General features: G+C 38.1%; 20 protein-coding genes. 8 read left to right on the forward strand and 12 right to left on the reverse strand.

What is annotated here, in order from left to right; genetic code table 11:
• Window position 1: 1 nt before the first annotated feature.
• The 12 genes from C1712_RS09885 to C1712_RS09940 all read right to left on the reverse strand — a co-directional run bounded on the left by C1712_RS09885 (window position 2) and on the right by C1712_RS09940 (window position 13,525).
• Window positions 2–1,162, reverse strand: a complete 1,161-nt coding sequence (locus tag C1712_RS09885; RefSeq protein WP_102268856.1) for a capsular polysaccharide biosynthesis protein CapF — start codon at window positions 1,160–1,162, stop codon at window positions 2–4.
• A 115-nt stretch (window positions 1,163–1,277) separates the two neighbouring features.
• A complete protein-coding gene (locus C1712_RS09890) occupies window positions 1,278–2,801 on the reverse strand; it encodes a polysaccharide biosynthesis protein (RefSeq protein ID WP_102268858.1) in 1,524 nt (507 codons plus the stop codon).
• Window positions 2,779–4,146, reverse strand: a complete 1,368-nt coding sequence (locus tag C1712_RS09895) for a hypothetical protein (protein ID WP_102268860.1) — start codon at window positions 4,144–4,146, stop codon at window positions 2,779–2,781. Before C1712_RS09895 ends, C1712_RS09890 begins: the two co-directional genes overlap by 23 nt.
• A 1-nt stretch (window position 4,147) precedes the next feature.
• Entirely contained in the window at window positions 4,148–5,365 is a 1,218-nt protein-coding gene (locus C1712_RS09900) for a glycosyltransferase (protein WP_180963123.1), read from the reverse strand.
• Window positions 5,346–6,380 carry an NAD-dependent epimerase/dehydratase family protein gene (locus tag C1712_RS09905; protein ID WP_102268864.1) on the reverse strand — a complete coding sequence of 345 codons (1,035 nt, stop codon included), beginning with the start codon at window positions 6,378–6,380 and terminating at the stop codon, window positions 5,346–5,348. The genes C1712_RS09900 and C1712_RS09905 overlap by 20 nt, the downstream gene beginning before the upstream one ends.
• A 2-nt stretch (window positions 6,381–6,382) precedes the next feature.
• Window positions 6,383–7,111 (reverse strand): IspD/TarI family cytidylyltransferase, encoded by a 729-nt coding sequence (locus tag C1712_RS09910; protein ID WP_102268866.1) that lies wholly within the window; start codon window positions 7,109–7,111, stop codon window positions 6,383–6,385.
• Window positions 7,112–7,116: 5 nt separating this feature from the next.
• Window positions 7,117–8,142 (reverse strand): acyltransferase family protein, encoded by a 1,026-nt coding sequence (locus C1712_RS09915; RefSeq protein WP_102268868.1) that lies wholly within the window; start codon window positions 8,140–8,142, stop codon window positions 7,117–7,119.
• The gene (locus tag C1712_RS09920; protein ID WP_102268870.1) at window positions 8,126–9,289 is read right to left on the reverse strand and encodes a CDP-glycerol glycerophosphotransferase family protein; all 1,164 of its coding nucleotides are present in this window, start codon (window positions 9,287–9,289) and stop codon (window positions 8,126–8,128) included. The genes C1712_RS09915 and C1712_RS09920 overlap by 17 nt, the downstream gene beginning before the upstream one ends.
• A gap of 45 nt (window positions 9,290–9,334) precedes the next feature.
• Window positions 9,335–10,375: a nucleoside-diphosphate sugar epimerase/dehydratase gene (locus C1712_RS09925; RefSeq protein ID WP_102268872.1), complete on the reverse strand. Its 1,041-nt coding sequence runs from the start codon at window positions 10,373–10,375 to the stop codon at window positions 9,335–9,337.
• A gap of 20 nt (window positions 10,376–10,395) precedes the next feature.
• On the reverse strand, window positions 10,396–11,544 hold the full coding sequence (locus tag C1712_RS09930; RefSeq protein WP_102268873.1) for an N-acetyl sugar amidotransferase: 1,149 nt from the start codon (window positions 11,542–11,544) through the stop codon (window positions 10,396–10,398).
• Window positions 11,545–11,613: 69 nt separating this feature from the next.
• Window positions 11,614–12,825, reverse strand: a complete 1,212-nt coding sequence (locus C1712_RS09935) for a glycosyltransferase family 4 protein (protein WP_102268875.1) — start codon at window positions 12,823–12,825, stop codon at window positions 11,614–11,616.
• An 85-nt stretch (window positions 12,826–12,910) separates the two neighbouring features.
• Entirely contained in the window at window positions 12,911–13,525 is a 615-nt protein-coding gene (locus C1712_RS09940; RefSeq protein ID WP_102268877.1) for a sugar transferase, read from the reverse strand.
• 402 nt (window positions 13,526–13,927) lie between these two features.
• Between C1712_RS09940 and C1712_RS09945 the strand changes: the two genes are divergently transcribed.
• The 8 genes from C1712_RS09945 to prfB all read left to right on the forward strand — a co-directional run bounded on the left by C1712_RS09945 (window position 13,928) and on the right by prfB (window position 23,744).
• Entirely contained in the window at window positions 13,928–15,370 is a 1,443-nt protein-coding gene (locus C1712_RS09945) for an LCP family protein (protein ID WP_102268878.1), read from the forward strand.
• Window positions 15,371–15,543: 173 nt separating this feature from the next.
• On the forward strand, window positions 15,544–16,539 hold the full coding sequence (gene galE, locus C1712_RS09950) for a UDP-glucose 4-epimerase GalE (RefSeq protein ID WP_102268880.1): 996 nt from the start codon (window positions 15,544–15,546) through the stop codon (window positions 16,537–16,539).
• 103 nt (window positions 16,540–16,642) lie between these two features.
• On the forward strand, window positions 16,643–17,554 hold the full coding sequence (locus tag C1712_RS09955; RefSeq protein ID WP_102268882.1) for a sugar phosphate nucleotidyltransferase: 912 nt from the start codon (window positions 16,643–16,645) through the stop codon (window positions 17,552–17,554).
• A 167-nt stretch (window positions 17,555–17,721) separates the two neighbouring features.
• Entirely contained in the window at window positions 17,722–18,885 is a 1,164-nt protein-coding gene (locus C1712_RS09960; protein WP_102268883.1) for a DEAD/DEAH box helicase family protein, read from the forward strand.
• Complete coding sequence (locus C1712_RS09965; protein ID WP_102268885.1) at window positions 18,873–19,607, forward strand: ComF family protein; 735 nt, start codon at window positions 18,873–18,875, stop codon at window positions 19,605–19,607. Before C1712_RS09960 ends, C1712_RS09965 begins: the two co-directional genes overlap by 13 nt.
• Window positions 19,608–19,875: 268 nt before the next feature.
• Entirely contained in the window at window positions 19,876–20,073 is a 198-nt protein-coding gene (locus C1712_RS09970; protein WP_102268886.1) for a cold-shock protein, read from the forward strand.
• Window positions 20,074–20,303: 230 nt separating this feature from the next.
• On the forward strand, window positions 20,304–22,643 hold the full coding sequence (gene secA / locus C1712_RS09975) for a preprotein translocase subunit SecA (RefSeq protein ID WP_102268888.1): 2,340 nt from the start codon (window positions 20,304–20,306) through the stop codon (window positions 22,641–22,643).
• Window positions 22,643–23,744 (forward strand): peptide chain release factor 2 gene (gene prfB / locus C1712_RS09980; protein WP_102268889.1). Its coding sequence is split into 2 segments (ribosomal slippage): window positions 22,643–22,714 and window positions 22,716–23,744, totalling 1,101 coding nucleotides; the frame shifts between segments, so codons are not numbered across the junction. The genes secA and prfB overlap by 1 nt, the downstream gene beginning before the upstream one ends.
• Window positions 23,745–23,897: the final 153 nt, after the last annotated feature.

A 23,897-nucleotide genomic window follows, 5' to 3' on the forward strand; every position in this document is an offset into this window, starting at 1 on the left:
GTCAGACCTCCTCAAAATAAGTATCGGGATGATTTGGGTCAAAGGCTTCATTTGCCCACATCACCGTTACCAGTTCTTCTGTTTCCGATAAATTGATGATGTTATGCGTATATCCCGGCAACATGTGTACTGCCTCGATCTTGTCCCCGCTTACTTCAAATTCTATTACTTCATCTGTCCCGATCTTTCTTTCCTGTATCAATCCGTGTCCGCTTACTACGATAAAAAACTCCCACTTGCTCTGATGCCAGTGCTCTCCTTTGGTGATCCCCGGCTTCGATATGTTCACTGATATTTGTCCGCACTTTTCTGTCTTCAATAATTCCGTAAAGCTCCCTCTCTCATCTACCTTCATCTTCAATGGAAACTTGGTCTTTCCCTTAGGCAGATATGACAAGTAAGTAGAATATAATTTCTTCTCGAAACTGTCATTCGCTATCTCAGGCATCATAAGCGTCTGCGGCTGTTCCTTAAACCGATGTAATAGATCTGCGATCTCTCCTAACGTCACATGATAGGTTGTCGGTACATAACAATACTTGCCTTCTCGATGCTCCTTATTTTCCAATGCATCTAACAGCTCTGCTATGACATCATCTATATAGAGCAGTTCTAATTCCGTATTTCTGTCATTTACTTGGATCGGCAGATCATGTGCGATATTATGACAAAACGTTGCCACTGCACTGTTGTAATTCGCTCTGCACCATTTCCCAAATAGATTAGGGTAACGATATACCAATACCTTGCTTCCGCTCTCCTTCGCATAAGCAAACATCAGTTCTTCTCCCGCCAGTTTGCTTTTCCCATATTCGCTCCCTGCATATCTTCCTTCTAATGTTGCCTGGATAGAGGAAGAAAGCATGATAGGACATGTATTCCCGTATTTCTTCAATAATGATAATAGTTCGGAAGTAAAACCGAAATTTCCTTTCATGAATTCATCATTCTCTTTCGGACGATTCACCCCTGCCAGATGAAAGATGAAATCACAATCCTTACAATAGGTATCCAGTTCTTCTAAAGTAGAATCCATATCGTATTCATAAATGGCATCGATCTGCACGCTCCTTGTTTTATCTTTCCCATCTCTGATATTCTTTAAGGTTTCCACCAGATTTCTTCCTACGAATCCTTTTGCTCCTGTGATCAATATGTTCATAAGACCTCCACTAATATATATTATTTCAATAAAATCATTACTAATATAAAAACTATGTTTATGCAATATTAAGATATATTAATTTGAAACTGACTAGATCATTCAACTAATGTATTTACTTTTTTATTAAGAGCATTCTTCCTCGCTTTACTAAATATGATAATTCTTTTCTAGCAAAAATAAGACTAATAAAGATTGCGACTGAAGAATTGATTAGTGTCAGTATAAATCCAGTTGTTATAAATTCTATTACACCTGAAATTTCTACAAAAAAATTTGTTTCAAGATAGCAACAAATAAACCCGCTGATAAGAAAGGGTACCAACAGTCTGATAAGTTCGTTAATTTTGTTTTCAAAAAAAACTGCGTGAACATACCATATTTCTAAAAATGCTAATAAAATTGAAACAATTAAAACAGCCCAAAGAAGTCCATAGATGCCAAAATTTATACCACCAATCATCATTAGTATAAGTAAGACGACACATGAAATAATTTGAATATTTTTTGCTATCTTAAACTTACCTGCCATATTAATGAGATGTCCACTAGGAATATGGATTAATTCAAAAACAGCAATTAATACCATTAAAAACGCTATCCAAAAGTCATAATATGTAGCATCGGAAATGCCTTCTGTATAAATAGAGATGAATGGTAGGATAAGGATGTAAGCTGTACATAATGTTACAAAGATTGAAATAAATACAATATATTCATATTGAGCAAAAATAAACCAGACATTTTCTTTCTTCTCTTCTGTTAGTAATTGTCCTATTCCCAGTCTAGGCGCATCAATAATTCCTCTTAATATACTTTTTATCATATTAAAAATATTATTATAAACTGCGTAAACACTGGCTAACACAGTCCCACCAGTTGTTGACATTGATATGAACACAATCGGCAAGGAGTTGTAAATCACTCCAGTAATTTTTTGTGCCATAACATCTTTTGTGCCACTGATGTTTATATTTTCATATGAAACATTTAGATTAATAAACTTATTTTTCTTCTTAACATAGTTGCCTATAAGAATGCTGTTTATTAATGCAAATAACATCGTAATTGCTCTTACCAGCCATATAGGGCCATTACATATAATAAGCAAAATGTTCCCTAAATGCCCTAATCCAATTGTGCTCATAGTGATGATATTGATAACATATTCTTTTTGCTGTGTTTGCAATAGTACACGATATGTCGTTGCATAATATAAATTAAATGCTGCGGGCACAATAGTCATGATAATAACACTAAATATAAGTTCGTTACTTAGCCTGCTATTAATCATAAAAGTATATATAATTGAAATGACAATTCCACATATCAGAAATAGCCATCCGATACTCTCGAACTTCTTTTTCGTCAAAGCCAGTATTGAATTTACTATAGTGTAATCTTTTTTTGTTAATGGATAAAATAGAGTTACATTTGATGCTAATGTAAATCCCCCTTCCACAATCAGTAGAACATTAACAATTTGATTTGCAGTAGAATTTAATCCATTAAAATCTGAACCATATGTGTTGATTATCATTTTTGTAACAACGATTCCTAAGACTCCATTTACTAGCGTTAATAACACTGCAGAGAGTGCGTTAAAAATACTATATTTATTTCTGTTTGACTTTTGCATAAATTGACTTACTCCATTTATATATTTTAGTATTCGCTTTTGTTGCTCTCCACAAAATAAGTGTTACAAAAAAAGCAAACATTGTATATGGTGTCTGAAATAACTGATTATTACAAGGTATAAAAAACACTGCTAGTGAAAGGAGACAAACCAATGTAATCGCAAACGGATTATCGGTTTCAAGAACATCTTTATATGCCATGGCGAATAAATAAGCGAATGCAAATATTATAATTCCGACCCCTAAGAAGCTGACATCATTTGCAATCCAACTATAGGCACTGTGCCATCGTATATCAGGATCCCATCCAAACTCTTGCAACCTCGATTGATATGAGTTTAGTAAAAAATCATCAGTAATATATTTTGAAAAAAACTTTTGCAAATACATGCTACTTCCAATCCCAAAAGTAGGAATCCATTTAATCCTCAAGCATAGCGACATTCCATAGTATCCTTGAGTTAAATAAGCAGCGCCTGCTACCAAAAGCATGTACAAGCTTTCTGGTACAATTTTGAAAAATATACTATCCTTATTTAAGGATATTCCGCCAATATTATAACTACTATCATTAAAGTACAATATTCCACCTCGGCTTTTCATTGTCATATCAAAAATGAAAGCAACTAGAATAAAACTTATTCCAACTATAACTAATATAATTTTCATTAACCTCTTTTTTTTAGATCGATCCCAAATGAGCGATTTTTTATATAATTTCATAATGAAAATAATAATACTTGGAAAAATAATTCTAAATAACCCAATATTTGTTCCTGTGGACAAATATGCTAATATACTAATTAAGATTGTAGATATAGTAATTACCTTGTATCTTTTTGTCAACTTCTTAAAATAGATAATGCTTAATAGAAGAACCAAAAAGGCGACGCATTCCCAAATCAAATTAAAAACTGTAAATAGATTTCCACCTAATAGATCCGCGCCTGAAACTTCTCCTATTGACTCCTGAAAAGTATTATAACTTTCCCCCATATGAAATAATCCATAAACCACTTTGTTTATTAAGCCTATGAAATTAAAATTCGAAAATCCAAATCTTCTAAATATATTAACGAGTTCATAAATAAAGTTTATTATTAATAATGGTCTCAAATATTTAATAATCAATAAATCCCATTTACTTGACCATATATTATTTTGTTTTTTTTGAACTCCTTTTTTCCATCCAAATATAATCATACTTAAATAAAGTAGTTGTAATCCCCAAAAATATATGGGATTATATGTAATCCAGTTGAATGGGCCTGCTATATAAATGACTAACGTAAATATAAGATAGAAGATTATTATATACAAAGGCAGATTTAGATTTTTTCTCATATTAGATATTCCTTTCAATCATATCAATGATTTTTTGGGTCATAACTTTTGCATTTTTCTCTCTATATATAAAGTCTTTTCCTTTTTGCCCTATTTTCTCCCTAACTTCCTTTTCTAAATTACATATCTCAATTATTTTATTTGCTAAAGCTTCATTTGATTCATCTTCTGGATACTGAATGTAATCATCATATTCAATTGGGATTCCCGCTAACCTATGTGCTATATATGGTTTCCCCGCAGCTAGACAATCTACGGTCTTACTAGGAAATGTGTATTTTACAAATTCATAATCCCCACTGATTCGTGGGTTAATCAATACAGTTGCTTTTTGCTGATATTCATATACCTTTTCAGGGGGGATTTGGCCTATATACTCTATTCTACTATCTAATAGGCTTGCTTGTTCTACATAATTTTTATCTTTTCCATGTCCTGCTATTATTAATTTATAATGATTATCTTGAATTAACTTAAATGATTCAATTAAATGTTTGATTCCATATTCTAGGCGAATTCCTCCAGCATAGAAAATTGTTTTACATGAACTTTCTTCTTCAATAACTGGTAGTCTTTTATCTGGCACTTTATACAAGCATTCAACAATCGTATTTGGTTTCTTTTCTACACCAATTGCTGGCGCCATAGCTTCTGTGGCGAAAGCGTAATAGTCAAAAAAACGGATCATTTGATTCATTCTTTTTTCAAAAAAATAGTGGATTTTCTGCTTTAAGTCTCTTTCTCTGATAAAATCACTAGCATCACTTCCATAGATATCACCAGTAATAAAGCACACTTTTACTTTATCTTTATATTTTTTTTTGATTTTATAAACGGCCTTAATACTTGGATAAAACGGGAAATAAATACATACAATAGAATGATCTTTATTTTTTTTAATCCAAGTGCTTAACCCTCTATATAAATTTCTTGCTTGTGTAATGTATTTAATTCCAAAAATATTGATATACCCAATATGATAATCATTTGACATTTTGTTGTGTTCCCATTTTTCGGTTTTGAAATAGACCTTTGGTATTTTTGGATAATTCAAAGTATTTATAATATTGAATGCTGTTACATCTATCCCATTCTCATCAAATCCTCTTAATAAAGAATCACAGACTTTGCTTAAAGCTATACCACTTTGCTCCCCTTTAGTCAATGCAGTTAGATTTTTGTCTTCTGGAAGAATTAAACTACAAAATGCTATTTTCATCATTCCACTCCTTTATCATTTCGAAATACATATCTTTTAGGTTCTTTGCTGGTTTCCATCCTAATGCTTCTATTTTAGATGTATCTAGGTAGAGTTTATGCTTCGGGGAAAATTTGGAAGTATCACTATCTTTTTTCATTTCTATCTCAATATCACCATTAGCTATTTCGCCAGCAACAAATTCTGCCATTTCTTTGATAGAGCAAAAAGTTTCTTTATTCCCAACGTTATAAGCACTTCCATTTTGACCATTTAAGAGTACAAGTATTATTGCGCTTATGCAATCTTCAACATCTAAATACATTCTTTCACTTAGGCCATCAGTTGATAACTGAATATTCTTGTTTTCAGTAACTGCCCGAGCAAATTGAGCAAAAACTCTCGTGTCATTCTTCTTAACGCCTTTCCCAAATGTTTGAGCAAGGCGCAGGATCTTCACAGGAATGCTATATTCATTTTTGTAAGCAATACATAGATTTTCACACATACGCTTACTTTCTGGATAACTGCTTCTCAGCGATAACGGGTTCAAATATTGCACATCTTCTTCAGTTAATAAATGATCTTCAGTAGTGAAGCCATAGACTTCCATACTCGATAAATATACAACTGATATTGTCTTTTTATTATTTGCCAACTCCAAAATATTCTTCGTACCGATAATATTCGTATATATAACTTCCACTGGCTTTTCAATCATCATCTTACTATCAGTAATGCTTGCTGCATGGATAATATAATCAATTCCAGAGTCATATTTAATCGGTTCCTTTATATCACCAATGATACATTCAATTTGATTATTATTTAATAATTCTTTCAGAAACTTATCTAATCTATTAATATCCCTGACTAACAGAATTAATGAAATGTCTAAATGATATTTCATTGAAATCTTATATAGAGTAATTGCAAGTGTTTTTCCAATCAATCCCGTTGCGCCTGTAATCAATATTTTCTTTTTTTTCAAGTCCTTTAATCTAATGAGTTTTTTATTTATTAGAATATCTATCATATTTACTCCTCATATCCATATATTTGTGCATTTTCTTTTGCATCAAGTAAGGCTCTCATCGTATAGAAATCCTCAGGTGTAGTGATCTTTATATTTTGGGTAGGGCCATCAACTAAATGTAGTTTATAACCATAATATTGCATTAATGTACAGGAATCAATAAAGTCTTCTTTCCCATCTTCTAATGCTTTTTTATGTGCTTCTAGTATGTCATGAAGCCAAAAACTTTGTGGTGCTTTTGCCAGCCTTGATTTGTTTCTGTCTGTTACATAATTAACTGATCCATTTTCATTAACTACCATAACAGTTTCCTTAACTTGTCCTGTTGTAATTGCAGAATTATAAAGTTTAACACATTCAATGTTTTTAGTAATCAAGCAGTCATTAATAAAAGGCCTTACTCCATCATTTATTAGGACAATACATTTATCGCCTCTAGCAATTTTTTCAGCTTCGCATAAACCATTATAAATAGATAGTTGTCCAGTGCTTCCACCTTTAATAACTTTTGTTACTTTATCTATATTATACTTGTTGACTAATTCGCAAGTATATTCTATCCAGTCTTCAACGCATGAGATAACAATTGCATCAATCTCTTTATGATTATTAAATTTCTCCAATGTATGTATGATAATTGGCTTCCCATGTAATTCTAAAAACTGCTTCGGCTTTGATTTACAGTGCATTCGAGACCCTACTCCGCCTGCAAATATAATCGCAATATTCATGAACTTCACTTCCTATCTGTTGATTTCAAAACAATCCCTTTTATAAATTTATTTGATATATAAGATAAACATAACGACGACATTATCACAAATAATATTGTGTAATAATCACAACTAAATGAAATTTCGATTAGAATATTAATTATGATCATATGATAGAGATATATTCCATAGGAAAAATCCTTTTTTATATTTAATTTTGGGTACTTATAAGCAAATCCAATAAATGCAAAGGCTAAAATAATTGATTTTATTGTCTCATATACACCATAACCCACCTCGAAATTCAAGAAGCTAATTAGTAATAATACTAGAATAATAAAGTTATTATACTTGATAAGCTTTGGAATAATCTGATTAAAATATTCACGTATTAATGCTCCTAATATAAATAGCCAATAATACGGAATAAATGTTTGGCAAATGAGTTTATAAATTATGTTTGGAATTCGATGTTCCAACAATGGGACTCCTAAGTTGAATAAAACCCCTATCAAAAAAATGAAGAATAGTCTTTTCTTATTTTTTCGATAAATTGAAAAAATCAAATATAAGATGATATAACATTGAACCATTACTCCAATTGTCCATAATGATCCATTTGGTGTGCCGACTCCATACGCTCTTAAGAAATTGGGTGTCCAAAACTGAAAAATAGTAGTTTGCGTGAACTGAAATAATGTGAATGGAAGTAGCTTTAGTTGATCCCACATAAAAATAGTTATAACTATGCTATTCAGGATAACACAAAGTATCAGTTCTGGGTATAAACGTAATACTCTATTTCTAAAATATTCTTTGAAGCTTTGCTTTTTCTTCGTCAATGAATTCCATAATAGGAAGCCACTTAGAATAAAAAAAACAGGCACTCCCCTAAATGATAGCCATATTGCATGAAGTCCCCCCCCCATATCCAAATTAAAGTGAATTACCGCATGCCCAAATAATACTTGGATTGCAGCAATTAGTCTAATTAAATTAAAGCAGTTTTTATTTACATCTATCATTTTACTATTAAAAACATGATTCATGAATATAGTCTCCAACCAATTGTGTTGCCTTACCACTCTCACAGCCACCTAATTCTGCATAGTGCTTTTTTACATTTTTTTCATACTGGATTGCATCAAATTCCAGTATGGACTTTTCTAGTTCATCATTATTAGTTGATTTAGGGAAAGGCCATTCGTTAATTGGCGTTTCAACATCTGTAGTTTGAATGTAATGTTCTAAGTCTTTAGCGTAAAGAAAACTAGGTTTTCCAGTTAGCATGAAGTCCCACATTGAAGAAGAAAAGTCATTGATCATCACATCTGCTACTAATAGTAATTCCTGCATTTCTTCATAATCAGATAAATCCATGATATTACCTTTTGGTAACTCATTCCGATTTGCAACACAGGGGTGTAACCGAAATCCAAACACCCATTCTCCACCAAATCTTGTTTTAAGAGCAGAACATACTCTTGCACAATCTATCCCATATGAGATAGCGATAGAATCCTTAAAATAGTTGTCGTTGTATTTCCGGTAAGTAGGTGCATATAAAACTAGTCTTTCTCCAGCTTTCAATTTTAATTTATTTCTGATGCTTTGGTAAAGTTTAATATTTTTATTCAACAAAATATCATTTCGAGGCATACCAATTTCCCAAAATTTACATTTAGGAACAAGCAATGAATCCGAAACAACATCTGTAAATTTCTTGCAAGTTGACAAAAATACTGTTGTTTGATTAGCAGACAACAATAAATCCTTACGAAAGATAGTAGTATCACCATATACATATCTTCCAATTTTTTTATATGCTCCTCCACCGTGATGCGTATTGATGACAATTTGCTTTTTTTTCAATGGAATATAAGAGAATCCTCCACTGTTAGTCAAATATACTTTTGAAGTTAGCGTATAAAAAAAGTACTTCAACGAATTAAATTTTATAAACCTAATATTATTTTGATTACTATATTGCTTAGGATTGCGTACGGAAAAAAAGATTTCAAACTGGTCCGGATATTTTTTTTGCAAATATTCTGTAACAAATTTAGGATTACAAGAATAATTATATGCTAAATCATTATGCATTAAAATCCTGTTATGCTTGATAGGAAATATTCTTAAAGGGTAAAGCAGTAACCTCATGAAAATTTTTTTATAATAGTGTAAGTATCCATCCATTTATTCTCCTCCTTTCGATAGTTAGTTAGTTATTTTAATAGCTAACTATTTCTTTATTTTTTTCAATTCTTCTCTCACCAGTTCCACTTCCAATAGTTTCGCTTTCACTTCCTCTACATTCATCAAGGTCGTATTATTGCTGTTGAACTGTGTCAATGTTGATTCCTGTATCCCTTCTGAAAAGTATTTATCATAGTTCAGATCTCGTTGATCTGCCGGTACCCGATAGAAATTCCCCAGATCGATCGCATTGGCACATTCCTCATCTGTCAACAATGTTTCATACATCTTCTCTCCATGTCTGATACCGATCACTTTGATCTTGTTGTCTGCATGAAACAATTCTTTTACTGCCTGTGCCAATACTTCGATCGTACATGCCGGCGCTTTCTGCACAAAGATATCTCCGCTGTTCCCATGTTCGAACGCAAATAATACCAGATCGACCGCTTCCTCCAGCGTCATCACAAACCTGGTCATGGTCGGCTCTGTTAGCGTTAGATCGTTTCCCGCTTTGATCTGATTGATAAAAAGCGGTACGACACTGCCTCTTGACGCCAGGACGTTCCCATATCGCGTACACATGATAGATGTTTTGTTTGGATCTACCGTTCTTGATTTCGCAACGATCACTTTCTCCATCATTGCCTTGCTTGTCCCCATCGCATTGACCGGATAAGCCGCTTTATCCGTACTCAGGCATACGACTCTTTTGACTCCGCATTCAATCGCGGCAGTCAATACATTTTCTGTTCCCAGTACATTGGTCTTTACTGCTTCGATCGGGAAGAATTCACAGGACGGCACCTGTTTCAATGCAGCCGCATGATACACATAATCTACGCCGTGCATTGCATTTTTGACGCTGCTGAGATTTCGTACATCACCGATATAAAACTTGACCTTATTGGATTGTTCCGGATATTTGGCCTGAAACTCATGGCGCATGTTATCCTGTTTTAGTTCATCTCTGCTGAATACACGGATTTCTTTGATATCTGTATTCAGAAAACGATGCAGCACCGCATTCCCAAATGATCCAGTTCCTCCTGTGATCAATAATGTTTTATCTTTGAATTTGCTCATCTCAATTCCTCCAATTATGTTTACTGTCTTATTCTTTTATCCAGCCCAAGAATGGTATAAAGTTTGATTCCCAACTGAAAAGCCCAGTTATTATTTCTATACTTTATATATTTCTTCGGCAATGAATGGTAACTCATCAATTCCTCTTCACTGATCTGCAGCTTATTTGCAACGATCGCAAATAATTCTTTGCTTTCTTCTTCTGACAGCGATGGCTTCGCTAAGATTTCTAAGGCCTCTTCTCGTGTCATTTGTCCTGTTATTACTAAGCTGGATAACTGTGCTTTGCGAATATCATAGCCAAATCTTGTCGGCAACCAATAACCCTCTAAAAATTTAGTAAGTAAATCTTCAAAATGCTTTTGCTTATAAGCCTCATATCCGTATTCCTTTTCCAAAGTTGAAATCATCTCTTTTTTTGTAAACGGAACATAATTTAATAAATTCACTGTTTTAACCCCTTTTACATAAGGAAGCCAAAACTTATGTTTGAAGCCGGTTGTATATATATAGTTTTTGGTCTTATAACCGCCATGTTTTTTTAATACATCTTTAATGTATGTTTTATCAGCTGTTGGGCCTGCGCCTTCATTCCAAGATGCCGGGTTAGCCACGATCTCAGTGCAGATGTTATACCCATTCAAAATATATTTCACACCAAGTTTTTCTGACCATTTATCTACTTGTGCTATGAATGCGTGATCTTGAGGTGCATCTAGTCCGGCATGTCCCGTTTTGAAAAAAGCCAGCTGCATTTGACGCATGTCCTCAAAATCCATTTTTTCAATGTGCAGATCTACATTTAGTTTCTCACACAATCTTTTAACATTTTTTTCTGCTACCGGTAAATTCCACCCTGCATCAACATGAAATACAAATGGTCTTAATCCCCATTCTTTTACTGCCAGATGTAACAAATAGCTGCTGTCAAGGCCTCCGCTTAATCCAAGAATGCAGTCGTATTTTTTCCCTTTCCCAGATTTTTTAATTTCGTCTAATAGCTTTTTCAGCTCTTTTTCATGACCTTTCCCATAATTCCATTCTTTCACAATTCGATGTTCAAACTCATTACAGCGCGTACATACACCATTCTCATCGAATTTCAATATTTTATCACTTGTATCCATTACACAGCGTGTACACATCTTATGTTCATTGTTTCTTTGCATATCGTTGCTCCTTTATCTATTAAATAAAATAAAACTTTATTCCTTGCATTTTCATTTCATACTTTTGCTTTAAGATCGCTGATTTTCATCTTCTATTAACTCATTCATAAAACCGTTTAGTTTTTCCAAAAGTACGTTTTTATTAAAATGGGTCATTCCATAAGTCAAAGCATGGTCTCCATATGCTTTTAATTCGGATTCTTTTAGATCGAGCGCCTTTTCGCAGACTGAAACCAGACCTTTTACACTGATTTCCTCGCTGATCAGTCCTGCTTGGCTTTCTTCAATGATCCGTTTCCCTTCACCACTGACGCATCCTATGATCGGAACTCCACAGGCTAAATAGGTTTGTAGTTTTGCTGGTATCGTCATTTCAAACACTGGATCAGGCTTTAAGATCAACAGTGCCATATCTGCAGAAGACAAGTATTTGGGAATTTCTGATTCTTCCTTAAATCCATGAAAAGTAACATGATTTTCAAGTCTATACTCACTGACCAATTTCTCTAAACTTTCTTTTTTTCTCCCGTCTCCAATAAAATGCCAATGTATCTTAGTATCAACCAAATATCTAGCTGCTTCTATTGCAATATCAATTCCTTGTGCCTCTCCTATATTGCCGGTAAATACGATATGGAACTCATTTTCATCAAATAGACGTTCGTTTGATTGATTTTTAGAAACACTGGCATACTGTGGCCAATATCTTACTTTATCCTTGTTTTTTACTCGTTTTTTTATTTTTTCTACAAAGCTTGGGCTTGCACAGAGAATTAAATCACAGTGTTTATAAATGTAATTTACAAGCCTATCAATAAAAGAAATAATAAATTTGGTTTTCATTCCTGTAACTGCTATAACGCTCTCAGGCCATAAATCTTGAACATTAATAGCGATTGGAATATTACTCTTTTTTTTGAATTTAATTGCCGGCAGCGCCACCGTAATCGGTGAAAGTCCAAAAACATAAATGATGTCAAATGATTCATTTATCTTTTTTACTTTGCGATTCGCATGTTTAACAAAACTGCAATAATTCAATATCAAATTTTTAGCACCTTTCTTTCTTGCTCTTAAAGGTACACGCATAATAGGTATATCATTCCATGTCTCATCATCGTTGCCTTTGTAAGAATATCCATCAAAATATACTCCTTTGGGATAGTTTGGTTTCCCTGTCAAAACGGTTACCTGGTGTCCCATGTGCTGTAAATCCAAACATAATTGATTGATTCTGAAGTTCTCCGGATAGAAATATTGTGTTACGACCAATATTTTCATAATAGTACTCCTTCTGTTTTCCGCATATATTTGTTAAAAGAATACGGATAATAGTCCCCTTTATTCCCCGTGATCAAGATCCGTTTCATTCCATCTCCCCCTTGTGCATCTCTCCTGTTCCTCCCTCTACCACTCCATCTGATCGCAATACCGATGTGATCGTTTTGATCAAGCACTTCACGTCAAATAAAAAAGAGCTGCGTTCCACATACTCTCCATCTAACTTCGCCTTTACTTCGATCTCCAATTCATCTCGTCCATTGATCTGCGCCCATCCGCTTAATCCCGGCTTGATCTCATTCGCATGATAACGATCCCTTTCTTCTATCAGATCATATTGATTCCATAGTGCCGGTCTCGGTCCGATGATCGCCATATCCCCCTTTAAGATATTCAAGATCTGCGGCAGTTCATCTAAGCTTGTCTTTCTTAAAAACCTTCCTGCCTTTGTGATATACTGATCCGGATTTGCCAATAGATGGGTAGGCATATCCTTTGGTGTATCCACATACATCGTACGAAACTTCAAGATATAGAAATAAGTTTTATCTTTTCCGACTCTTTTTTGCTTGAACAGGATCGGTCCCTTACTATCCAACTTGATCCAGATGCATAGGATCAGAAAGAGCGGACTCAATAATACCAATGCAATCAAAGACAACAAAAAGTCGATCCCTCTTTTTATATAATTTCGATACATTCCTTTTCCTCCTAACCCATAATAAAAACAGCTGATCTCTCAACTGCTTCCTTACCTATGGATAATATGCGATTATCCTTTTCTACGTAATAACACTTAAAGTATGAAATATATTATGAGTTTCACAAATGAAACAAACCTTCAAATGATGCGAATGGGGGGATAAGAGGTTTCATGAAGCCGAATAAGAATACTGAAAGCATTTTTTCTTCTCAGCACAGAATACCTTTATCATCAGAATCTGATATCATGCTTCATACGCTGTAAAATAAAGAAGTCATACACCAAAATCATTCATAAATACTTCCACATCGGCAATCGTAAGAACTGCCGCAAATCTTGCAATATTCATAATTTGTGGTATTCTAATTGCGTAACATTTGAAAAAAGCGAGGTTATGCTATGAAAAAGAAAAACAACCGCAAAAACATTTGGAAAGACAGCCGCTTCTATTTCGTTTTAGTGCAGACGATCCTTTCTGCTGCGCTGCTGATCCAATTATTTTTAATTCACATACTTCCGATGAAATACTTTATCGCTCTCATCACCGTACTGCTGGTGCTATTGCTGCTGATGTGGGCGCTGCAATACGGGAAAGGGATCAATAAGCTCAACCGCACACTAGGTAAGATCATGATCGTGCTGCTGAGCGGACTATTGATTTTCGCCAATGTCTATGTCTTTATCGGCGGCAATACATTAGGCGCTATTACCGGTCAATCTGATTTGGTAACGGAAATATCCGTTGTCGTAATGAAAGAAGATCAAGCCGAAACGATCACTGATCTAAAAAACGATTCATTTGGCGTATTGAGCGTAATGGATCAGGAAAATACCACTTATGCTGTGGAAAAGATCAATGAAGATTTAGACGGTGAAATCAGTTCCACCGGTTATCAGAATATAGCCGAATTATCCGATGCCCTTTATCAAGGGGAAGTACGTGCCATCGTATTGAATGAATCTTATCGAAGCATGATCGAAGAAACGCATGAAAAGTTCTCTGATGAAACAAAAGTGCTTAAAACCTACAAACGCGTAAGCAAGGCAAAAGATTTCAGCAAAAATGTCGATGTAACGGAACATGCGTTCAATATTTACGTTTCAGGCAATGATCGCTACGGTTCTATCAATACCGGGTCCCGTTCCGATGTCAATATCATCATGACGATCAATCCGGTAACCAAAAAGGTACTGATGACCAGTATTCCGCGTGATTACTATGTTCGTATTCCTTGCTATGAAAACGAATATGATAAATTGACCCATGCCGGCAATGGCGGCGTACAGTGCAGCGTTGAGGCAGTGGAACAAAAACTCGGCATCGACATCAACTACTATGTGCGGGTTAATTTCACTTCCTTGATCGAGATCGTCGATGTATTGGATGGGGTAGATGTCGAAGTGGCAAACTCATTCAGTGCAGACGGCTATCAATTTAACGCCGGTACGCAGCATATGGATGGCAAAATGGCGTTGGCATTCGCCCGGGACCGCTATCATCAGGAAGGCGGCGATCGCGGACGCGGAGAAAACCAGATGCGCGTCATGACGGCGATCATCAACAAAGCCCTTTCTTATTCCATTATTACCAACTACACTGGTATCATGAATGTTGTAGGCGGCAGCTTTGAAACCAATATGTCTGACAGCGAGATCACCAGTCTTGTGCGTATGCAGCTGAATGATATGAGCGGCTGGACGATTGAAAGTCAAAGCGTAGATGGAACCGGAGCGAGCCTGTACTCTTATCAAAACGGTACGAATTCTTATATGATGGTGCCGGATGAAGAAAGTGTGGCAGCGGCGGTTGCGAAAATCGAAGCAGTCATGAAAGAACAATAAAGAAGCGAAAATAACGATACTGGCAAATAAAAAGATGGTGGAAGCGATCATTTCTCTGTACTGCCATCTTTTTTGCATGCAAAAAGACATTGCGGAAAGAATTGTATTTTTCAAAATTCCTGTTTATAATGGAGAAGAAAATAAGATAGCGCATACTATCGAGGAGGTCAATTATGAAAGTATTGGTAACCGGCGGCGCTGGTTTTATCGGCAGTCATACTTGTGTCGCATTATTGGAAGCAGATCATGATGTCGTGATCATTGATAATTTTTACAATGCGCAATTAGATGTGATCGATAAGATCCAGCAGATCAGTGGGAAAAAGGTATGTCTATATGAGGGAGATGTTTGTGATCGTTCTTTATTAGAGCGGATCTTTCATGAACAGCAGATCGATGCGGTTATTCATTTTGCGGGGTACAAGGCTGTCGGCGAATCGGTCGCAAAACCGCTGATGTATTATGACAATAACCTATACAGCACGATCGTACTGTGTGAAACGATGTTGAAGTACGGCTGTAAAAATCTGGTATTCAGTTCCAGCGCTACTGTGTACGGCAATCCGGCAAGTGTGCCGATTTGCGAGGATTTCCCGCTTGGACCGACAACCAATCCTTATGGAACGACCAAACTGATGATCGAACAGATCTTGCAGGATGTCCATTTTGCGGATAATGAGTGGAATATTGCGTTATTGCGCTACTTTAATCCGATTGGTGCGCATAAGAGCGGTTTGATCGGAGAAAGTCCGAATGATATTCCGAATAATCTCATGCCGTATATCGTAAAAGTAGCCAATCGGGAATTAGATCATCTAAGCGTATTCGGCAATGACTATGATACTGTGGATGGAACCGGTGTACGCGATTATATTCACGTTGTTGACTTGGCAAAAGGGCATGTGAAGGCTTTGGAATGGGTGGAAAAGAAAAACGGCATCGATGCGTTTAATCTGGGAACCGGCCATGGATACAGTGTATTAGAAGTCGTGCATGCGTTTATCAAAGCCAATCAGGTGGATGTACCATATGTGATCGCACCACGAAGACCTGGCGATATCGCTGCCTGCTATGCCGATACGAAAAAAGCTTATGAAGTGCTGGGCTGGAAAGCGGAAAAAGAACTGGAAGAAATGTGTGAGGATTCTTGGCGTTTCGTTCATAAGTAAAAAGAAAGAAGGAGTTTCATCATAAATTTCATGTTGAAACTCCTTTATTTGTTCAAAAAACATGATATAATCATTCGTGTTGAACAAGAAAAGGAGAATATCCATGAATTTGACGATCAATCAGTTTGACTTGCTTGTTTATTTAGAGGCAAGACAGGAAGAAAAACATGCACAGCGGGCACTGGCAAAAGCATTGGGGCTTTCGGTTGGTATGATCAATAAGCTGCTGAGTGAATTGCAGGAAAAAGAATTATTGTGCGCAAATGAGCAGGGGCATTTTGAGGTAACGCTGAAAGGGTATGCGTGGCTGGAACCGTATCGGGTCAAAAAAGCGATTTTTTTGGCAGCCGGCTTTGGCAGCCGCTTGGTGCCGATTACCTTGAATACGCCAAAACCGCTGATCATGGTGCATGGGAAGCGGATCATTGAAACGCTGTTGGATGCAGTGCTGGCAGCAGGAATTACGGATATAACGATTGTACGCGGCTATTTGGGCGAACAGTTTGATCTGTTGTTGAAGAAATATCCGATGATTCGTTTTATCGATAATCCAATCTATAATGAATCTAATAATATTTCCAGTGCAATGCTGATCAAAGATCAAATGGAGAATGCTTATGTGTTGGAAAGCGATTTGTTGCTGTATCATCCGCATATCATCCGTAAATATGAATATCGGACCAATTACTGCGGCTTTGCGGTAGAGCGCAGTGATGACTGGTGCTTCCAGACGAAAAACGGAATGATCAAGAAGGTATCGGTCGGCGGGCAGAATTGTTATCAAATGGTAGGCATTTCTTACTGGTCGAAGGAAGATGCACAGAAGATGGCAAATGATGTAGAAAAAGTTTTTACGATGCCGGGAGGACGTGAGAAATATTGGGATGAAGTGGCGCTGACGTATTGTAAAGAACATTATGATGTATTGCTAAGAGAAATCGATTCATCTGATATCATTGAAATCGATACGTTTAATGAATTGAAGCAGCTGGATCCGATCTATCGTGGATCGTGATCGGTTGATGACGAAATCATAAAGCAGCCCGTAAAATAGAAAAAGAGCAGGGAAGAGGATGACATGCTTATAAGAGCAAGTGCGGCGTCTTTTCTTGCTTTTTTTATAGGTTTGTTTAGGAGTCTGTCTGTTTTTTTCTATAACGTATGATGAGGAGGGATGAAAGATTGCAATGCAGCCGATGTGGAAATCGGGATCCACGCTATTTTTGGAAAGACGGCAAGCAGATCTATTGTCGTAAATGTGTGAATTTTGGAAGGGTCGATCTTGGTGAGCCGCTTGTTCCTTATGCCTCCAAATCACGTAAATGTGTCTGTGATGTGCAGTTGGATTTTCCTTTGACGAAGTATCAGCAGGCAGTGATCAGACAACTAAATGACGATTTGCGAGAAGGACATGATGTGTTTGTATATGCGGCGTGCGGTGCGGGCAAGACGGAAATCGTGATGGAGAGCATAGCGCGATATCTCAAGGAAGGCAAACGGGTGGGGTTTGCCATATCGCGAAGACAGGTCGTGCTTGAGATTTGCGAACGGATGCGCAAAGCATTTCCGCAAATCAGGGTGGTCGCGGTTTGTGAGGGCTATACAGATCAAACTGACGGCGATCTGATCGTTTGTACCATGCATCAGCTGTATCGCTATTATCGGGGATTTGACCTGTTGATCATGGATGAAGTGGATGCGTTTCCTTTTCGCGATAATGAGATGCTGGAAAAAATTGCGGAAAGCGCCTGTGTCGGGCAGCGGATCTATTTGAGTGCGACGCCGGATGAAAGGGATCTGAAAAGAGTGGAAGCAGGAGAATTGAAAATGGTAGAGCTGTTTCGGCGTCCGCATGGCTATCCATTGGTCGAACCGCGCATCATTTCCGCACCGCCGGCAGTGCAGGCGTGTTTTCTGCTTTCTTTTATCAGAAGGCATCAGAAACAACATAAGCCGTTTTTGTTATTTGTGCCGACGATCACATGCGCAGCGTATTTTGAAAAGATCCTGTCGCTTTTTGGTCGCTGCCGCGCCTTTACCTCCAAGACAATAGAAAAAGAAAGACTGGTGGCAGAACTGCGCGCATATGAATTAGAGTTTTTGATCTGCACGACCGTATTGGAGCGTGGCATTACGATTCACGGTGTTGATGTGGTGATATGGAAAAGCGATCATCCTGTTTTTCATGAAGCAAGCTTGATCCAAATGATCGGCAGGGTGGGAAGAAGCATAACGATGCCAAGCGGAGAAGGATTATTTCTTTGTACCCGTAAAACAACTGCGATCAAACGCTGTGCAAGGGCGCTGAGAAAAATGAATGAGGAAGGGGATATATGCGTAAATTAACACTTAAAATAGGAAAATTGAAGCAGGATCGAACTTCCTATATGACCGCATTTTGGCTTTGGATCAGGCAGATCGGAAAACGCAGGCCGATTCCGTTTTGTCGCATTTGCATCGGCGAGCTTGATCGAGCACAGCCGCTTTGCTCCTATTTGTTTTCAAAAGAAGTGATCTGTCATGTCTGTAAAGAAACTTATTTCCACTGTATTTATCAAAAGCTGACACTTTCACAATATCCGATGTGGGCGCTTTATACATATGACGATGCCTTGGAAAGTCTGATTTACCGCTATAAAGAACAAAGAGATATTGCGCTTGCACCGGTCTTTTTACATGATTTCAGACATAAGATAGAAAGACGATATGCGGACCATACGATCGTAACGATGCCCTCCTCAGAAGCAAAGATCAAAGAGCGCGGCTTTCATCATTTAGAGGAAATGTTGAAAGAGATCCGTTTGCCGATTTGTCCCTGTCTGCGCAAAACAGCGCCGATCAAACAGGCCAAGCAGGGAAAAAAGCGCCGTTTGGAAATCGCCGCTTATATCGAACTGGATCCGAATCTTGCTTTGCCGGACACAGCGCTCCTTTTGTTTGATGATGTGTGTACCAGCGGTTCTACATTGCGGGCGGCGTGTGAATTGCTGAAGCAGCACCCGTATCCGATCGAAGTGCTGGTGCTCAGCGTACATCCGCTGTATGTCGAAAATTGCGGTCAGTTTTGATTGTATCGTCAAAGGGTTGCGGCTATACTAGAAATAGGGGCAAGCCGGAAAGGAGAAACGAGATGAAAGACAAATAAAAGCAGTCTGATCGTGAAAACAGAGTCGAAAAAAGAATGATCCGCTCATAGGAAGGCGCATAAGAGCAGTGGTCGTATGACGCGATAGGACAAGCAGGTAGTTCCATAAGCAAAGGAAGCATGCAAAGCATCGTGATTGCATGGTAAAATGAAATTTACTATAATGTAGAAAAGAAAGGATTTTTAATATTATGCAAGGAAAAGTAAAAATGTTTCAGCCGGCAAAAGGCTATGGTTTTATCATCAGTGAAGATGGAAAGGAAGTATTTTTCCACTATTCACAGTTATTGATGGAAGGATATAAAACGATTGATCCGGACACGGCGGTTGAATTTGAAATCGTTGAAACGGAACGTGGCTTACAGGCAAACAATATCGTTAAACTGTAAATAGCAAAATGACAGATGGGGACACATGAATGGTGCGCGCCATCTGTTTTTTAGAAAAAGGGAAATTCCGTAAGCTTTCAAAATGAAAGGACACTAGGAATAGGTGGATCCGCATTTCTTTGATACAAACCCGCTTTTTTGTTTTCATCGCAAAGGGTTTATGGTATAATTTAACATGCGTTAATATAGGAAAAAATCACTTGATCGTTAAGTGAAATGGAGGACTGACCATGGGAATTATGAATGCTTTATTCAGTGGTGATAAAAAAAGGCTGAAGCAGTTAGAAAAAAAAGCAAATGAAATCAATGCGCTGGCATCGCAAATGGAAGCGCTGAGCGATGCGGCGCTGAAAGAAAAGACAGATGAGTTTAAGCGCCGTTATCAAGAAGGCGAAACATTAGATGATTTATTGGTGGAAGCCTATGCGGTTGCCCGTGAAGCCAGTCGCCGTGTGATCGGTGAATATCCATATCTGGTACAGATCATGGGTGCAGTCGCTATGCACGGCGGTGATATTGCGGAAATGAAGACCGGTGAAGGAAAAACGCTGACATCGGTAATGTGCGTTTATTTGAATGCTTTGACGCAGAAAGGCGTGCACGTTGTTACCGTCAATGAATATTTAGCAGAACGTGATGCGACATGGATGGGCCAGATCTATTCGTTTTTAGGATTGAGTGTCGGCTTTAATAAACGTGAATTCAGTGCGCGGCAGAAACGGGAAGCCTATGCGTGCGATATTACTTATACGACCAATTCAGAACTCGGCTTCGACTATCTGCGCGACAATATGGTAACAGATGTAAAGGATCGTGTGATGCGCGGTCTGCATGTGGCGATCGTCGATGAAGTCGATTCCATTTTGATCGATGAGTCGCGTACCCCGTTGATTATTTCCGGCGGAGCGAAAAAAACCGCTAATTTATACATCCAGGCGGATCAGTTTGCGAAACGCTTAAAGAAATCAGATTATGAGATCGATGAAAAAACGCGGCAGGTCATGCTGAGCGAGGATGGTGTACGTACAGCTGAACGCTATTTCAAGGTGAAGAATTTATATGATGTGGAACATACCCAGTTGGTGCATCATATTTCACAGGCGATGAAAGCAAACTATATTATGATGAAAGATGTGGAATATGTCGTTGCCGATGATGAGATCGTCATCGTCGATCAGTTTACCGGACGTCTGATGAAAGGACGTGCGTACAGCGATGGTCTGCATCAGGCAATCGAAGCCAAAGAGGGCGTGCGGATCAAAGAAGAAACCAGTACGCTGGCAACGATCACTTATCAGAATTTTTTCCGTTTGTATGAAAAACTGTGCGGTATGACCGGTACGGCCAAAACGGAAGAAGAGGAATTTTTATCGATTTACAACATGCGGGTCATTGAGATTCCGACCAATCGTCCGATTGCCCGAATCGACTATCCGGATGCGATCTATGCGACGCCGCAGTTAAAATTCAACGCGTTGGTAGAAGAAGTGGCGAAGCTGTATGATCGCGGACAGCCGGTGCTGGTCGGCACGATTTCGGTAGAAGTCAGTGAACTGGTGTCGTCGATGTTACAGAAGCGGCGTATCAAGCACGAAGTATTAAATGCGAAAAACCATGCGCGTGAAGCGGAGATCATTGCGAAGGCCGGACAGGTCAAAGCGGTTACGATCGCAACCAATATGGCGGGGCGCGGTACGGATATTAAATTGTCCGAGGAATCACGAGCGCTTGGCGGTTTGGCGGTATTAGGCAGTGAACGTCATGAATCACGGCGTATCGACAATCAGCTGCGTGGACGAAGCGGCCGTCAGGGAGATCCGGGCTATTCCCGTTTCTATGTATCGGTGCGCGATCAGCTGATGGTGCGCTTTGGCGGCGATAAGCTGGAAACGCTTTTTAAGACGCTGGGCGATCAACAGATCGAATCAAAATTAGTAACCAAATCGATCACACAGGCACAGCGCCGTGTAGAAGGCTATAACTTTGATGTGCGTAAACAGCTTTTGGAATATGATGACGTGCTACGTCAACAGCGTGAAATCATGTATGATCAGCGTAATTTCGTACTGGAAAATGATGATGTGCATGGCATCGTACATGATATGATGGATCGTGTCTTACAGAATGTCGTACAGGCGAATACGCTGCAAAGCAATCACAGCACCCAAGTGCAGACTGATTCTTTGATGCAGGGGCTTGAAGTATTGGGCTTTGACGCTCATCTGATCAGTGCCGATGAGTTAAACGGCAAGGAAGCAGAGGAAGCGGCGGCTTATTTAAGCGAAAAAGCATGGAATCAGTACAATGAGAAGATCGCGGATATTAAAGAGCAGTTTTTACCGTTTGAAAAAAATATCGTATTGCGGAACATGGACCGCAACTGGATCGAGCATATTGACATGATGTCAAAGCTGCGTGATGGCATTCATCTGCGTTCCTATGCACAAGACAATCCGCTTCAGGCCTATGTCAATGAGGGCTATGAAATGTTTGAGGAAATGATGCAGCGGATCGCCAGAGAAGTCGTGTTCTTTACCTTAAAGATCCAGATCGAAAGGAAGGAAGCATAATGGAACTTTATGAATTAAAGCAAGGAGTGGAAACTCACCTAACTAAGTTATCTCAGTTAGGTGAGTCACTTTGACTTAGCTGCGAAAAGACATAAAATCGAAGAATTGACTGCAGCAACGATGGCAGCGCATTTCTGGGAAGATCCAACGAAAGCGCAGCATACGCTCCAGCAGTTAAACGGCTTAAATCAAGTCGTGCAGACATATGATGATTTAGAAAAAGCATTGCAGGATTTGCGAGATGCCTATGTTTTACTGAAAGAAGAATATGACGAAGAAATCATGGCGATCAGTGAACAGGATTATCAGGAAATGCTGAAGCAGTTTGAACATTTTGAGATTACGGTGCTGCTTTCTCATGAATACGATCATTCTAATGCGATCGTGGAAATTCATCCGGGAGCAGGCGGAACCGAGTCGATGGATTGGGCGGAGATGCTTTACCGCATGTATTCCCGATGGGCCGCATCGCATGGTTATAAAGTAAGCGTACTGGATTATTTGGCAGGTGAGGTTGCCGGTATCAAATCGGTTACGATGCTGATCGAAGGTGATCTGGCATATGGCTATCTGAAATCGGAAAAAGGCGTGCATCGACTTGTCAGAATTTCACCGTTTGATTCCGGAGGCAGAAGACATACTTCATTTACTTCGCTCGATGTTATGCCGCAGTTCAACAATGAGATCGAGATCGAAATCCGTCCGGAGGATATTGAAGTCGATACGCATCGGGCCAGCGGTGCCGGCGGACAGCATATCAATAAAACGGATTCTGCCGTGCGGATCGTGCATAAGCCGACCGGACTGGTTGCGACTTGTCAAAGCGGACGTTCGCAGCATGAAAACCGAGAAGCGGCAATGAATATGTTGAAGAGCCGCCTTTATCAGAAAATGATCGAGGAACAGGAGGCAAAACTGGCAGAAATCAAGGGCGAACAGAAAGCGATCGAATGGGGTTCGCAGATTCGCTCCTATGTATTTCATCCTTATTCGCTTGTCAAAGATGTGCGCACCGGTTATGAAACGACCAATGTGCAGGGAGTCATGGACGGCGAGATCGATGATTTTATCTATGCTTATTTGAAAAAACAGGTCAATTAAACAAAAAAACAAGTGCGAAAAGTGTTTAGAAAGATGGGAAACACATGACGGCGCTTGTTTTCTATTATCCTATCGTATCATGATAGCAGGAATGAATTTAGAGTGATGTGGAAAGATCATGTATGAACATGGATGAGGATTGACAGATGAAAA

Source organism: Massilicoli timonensis (assembly GCF_900199515.1).
In the GTDB taxonomy this organism is placed as follows: Bacteria; Bacillota_I; Bacilli_A; order Erysipelotrichales; family Erysipelotrichaceae; genus Massilicoli; species Massilicoli timonensis.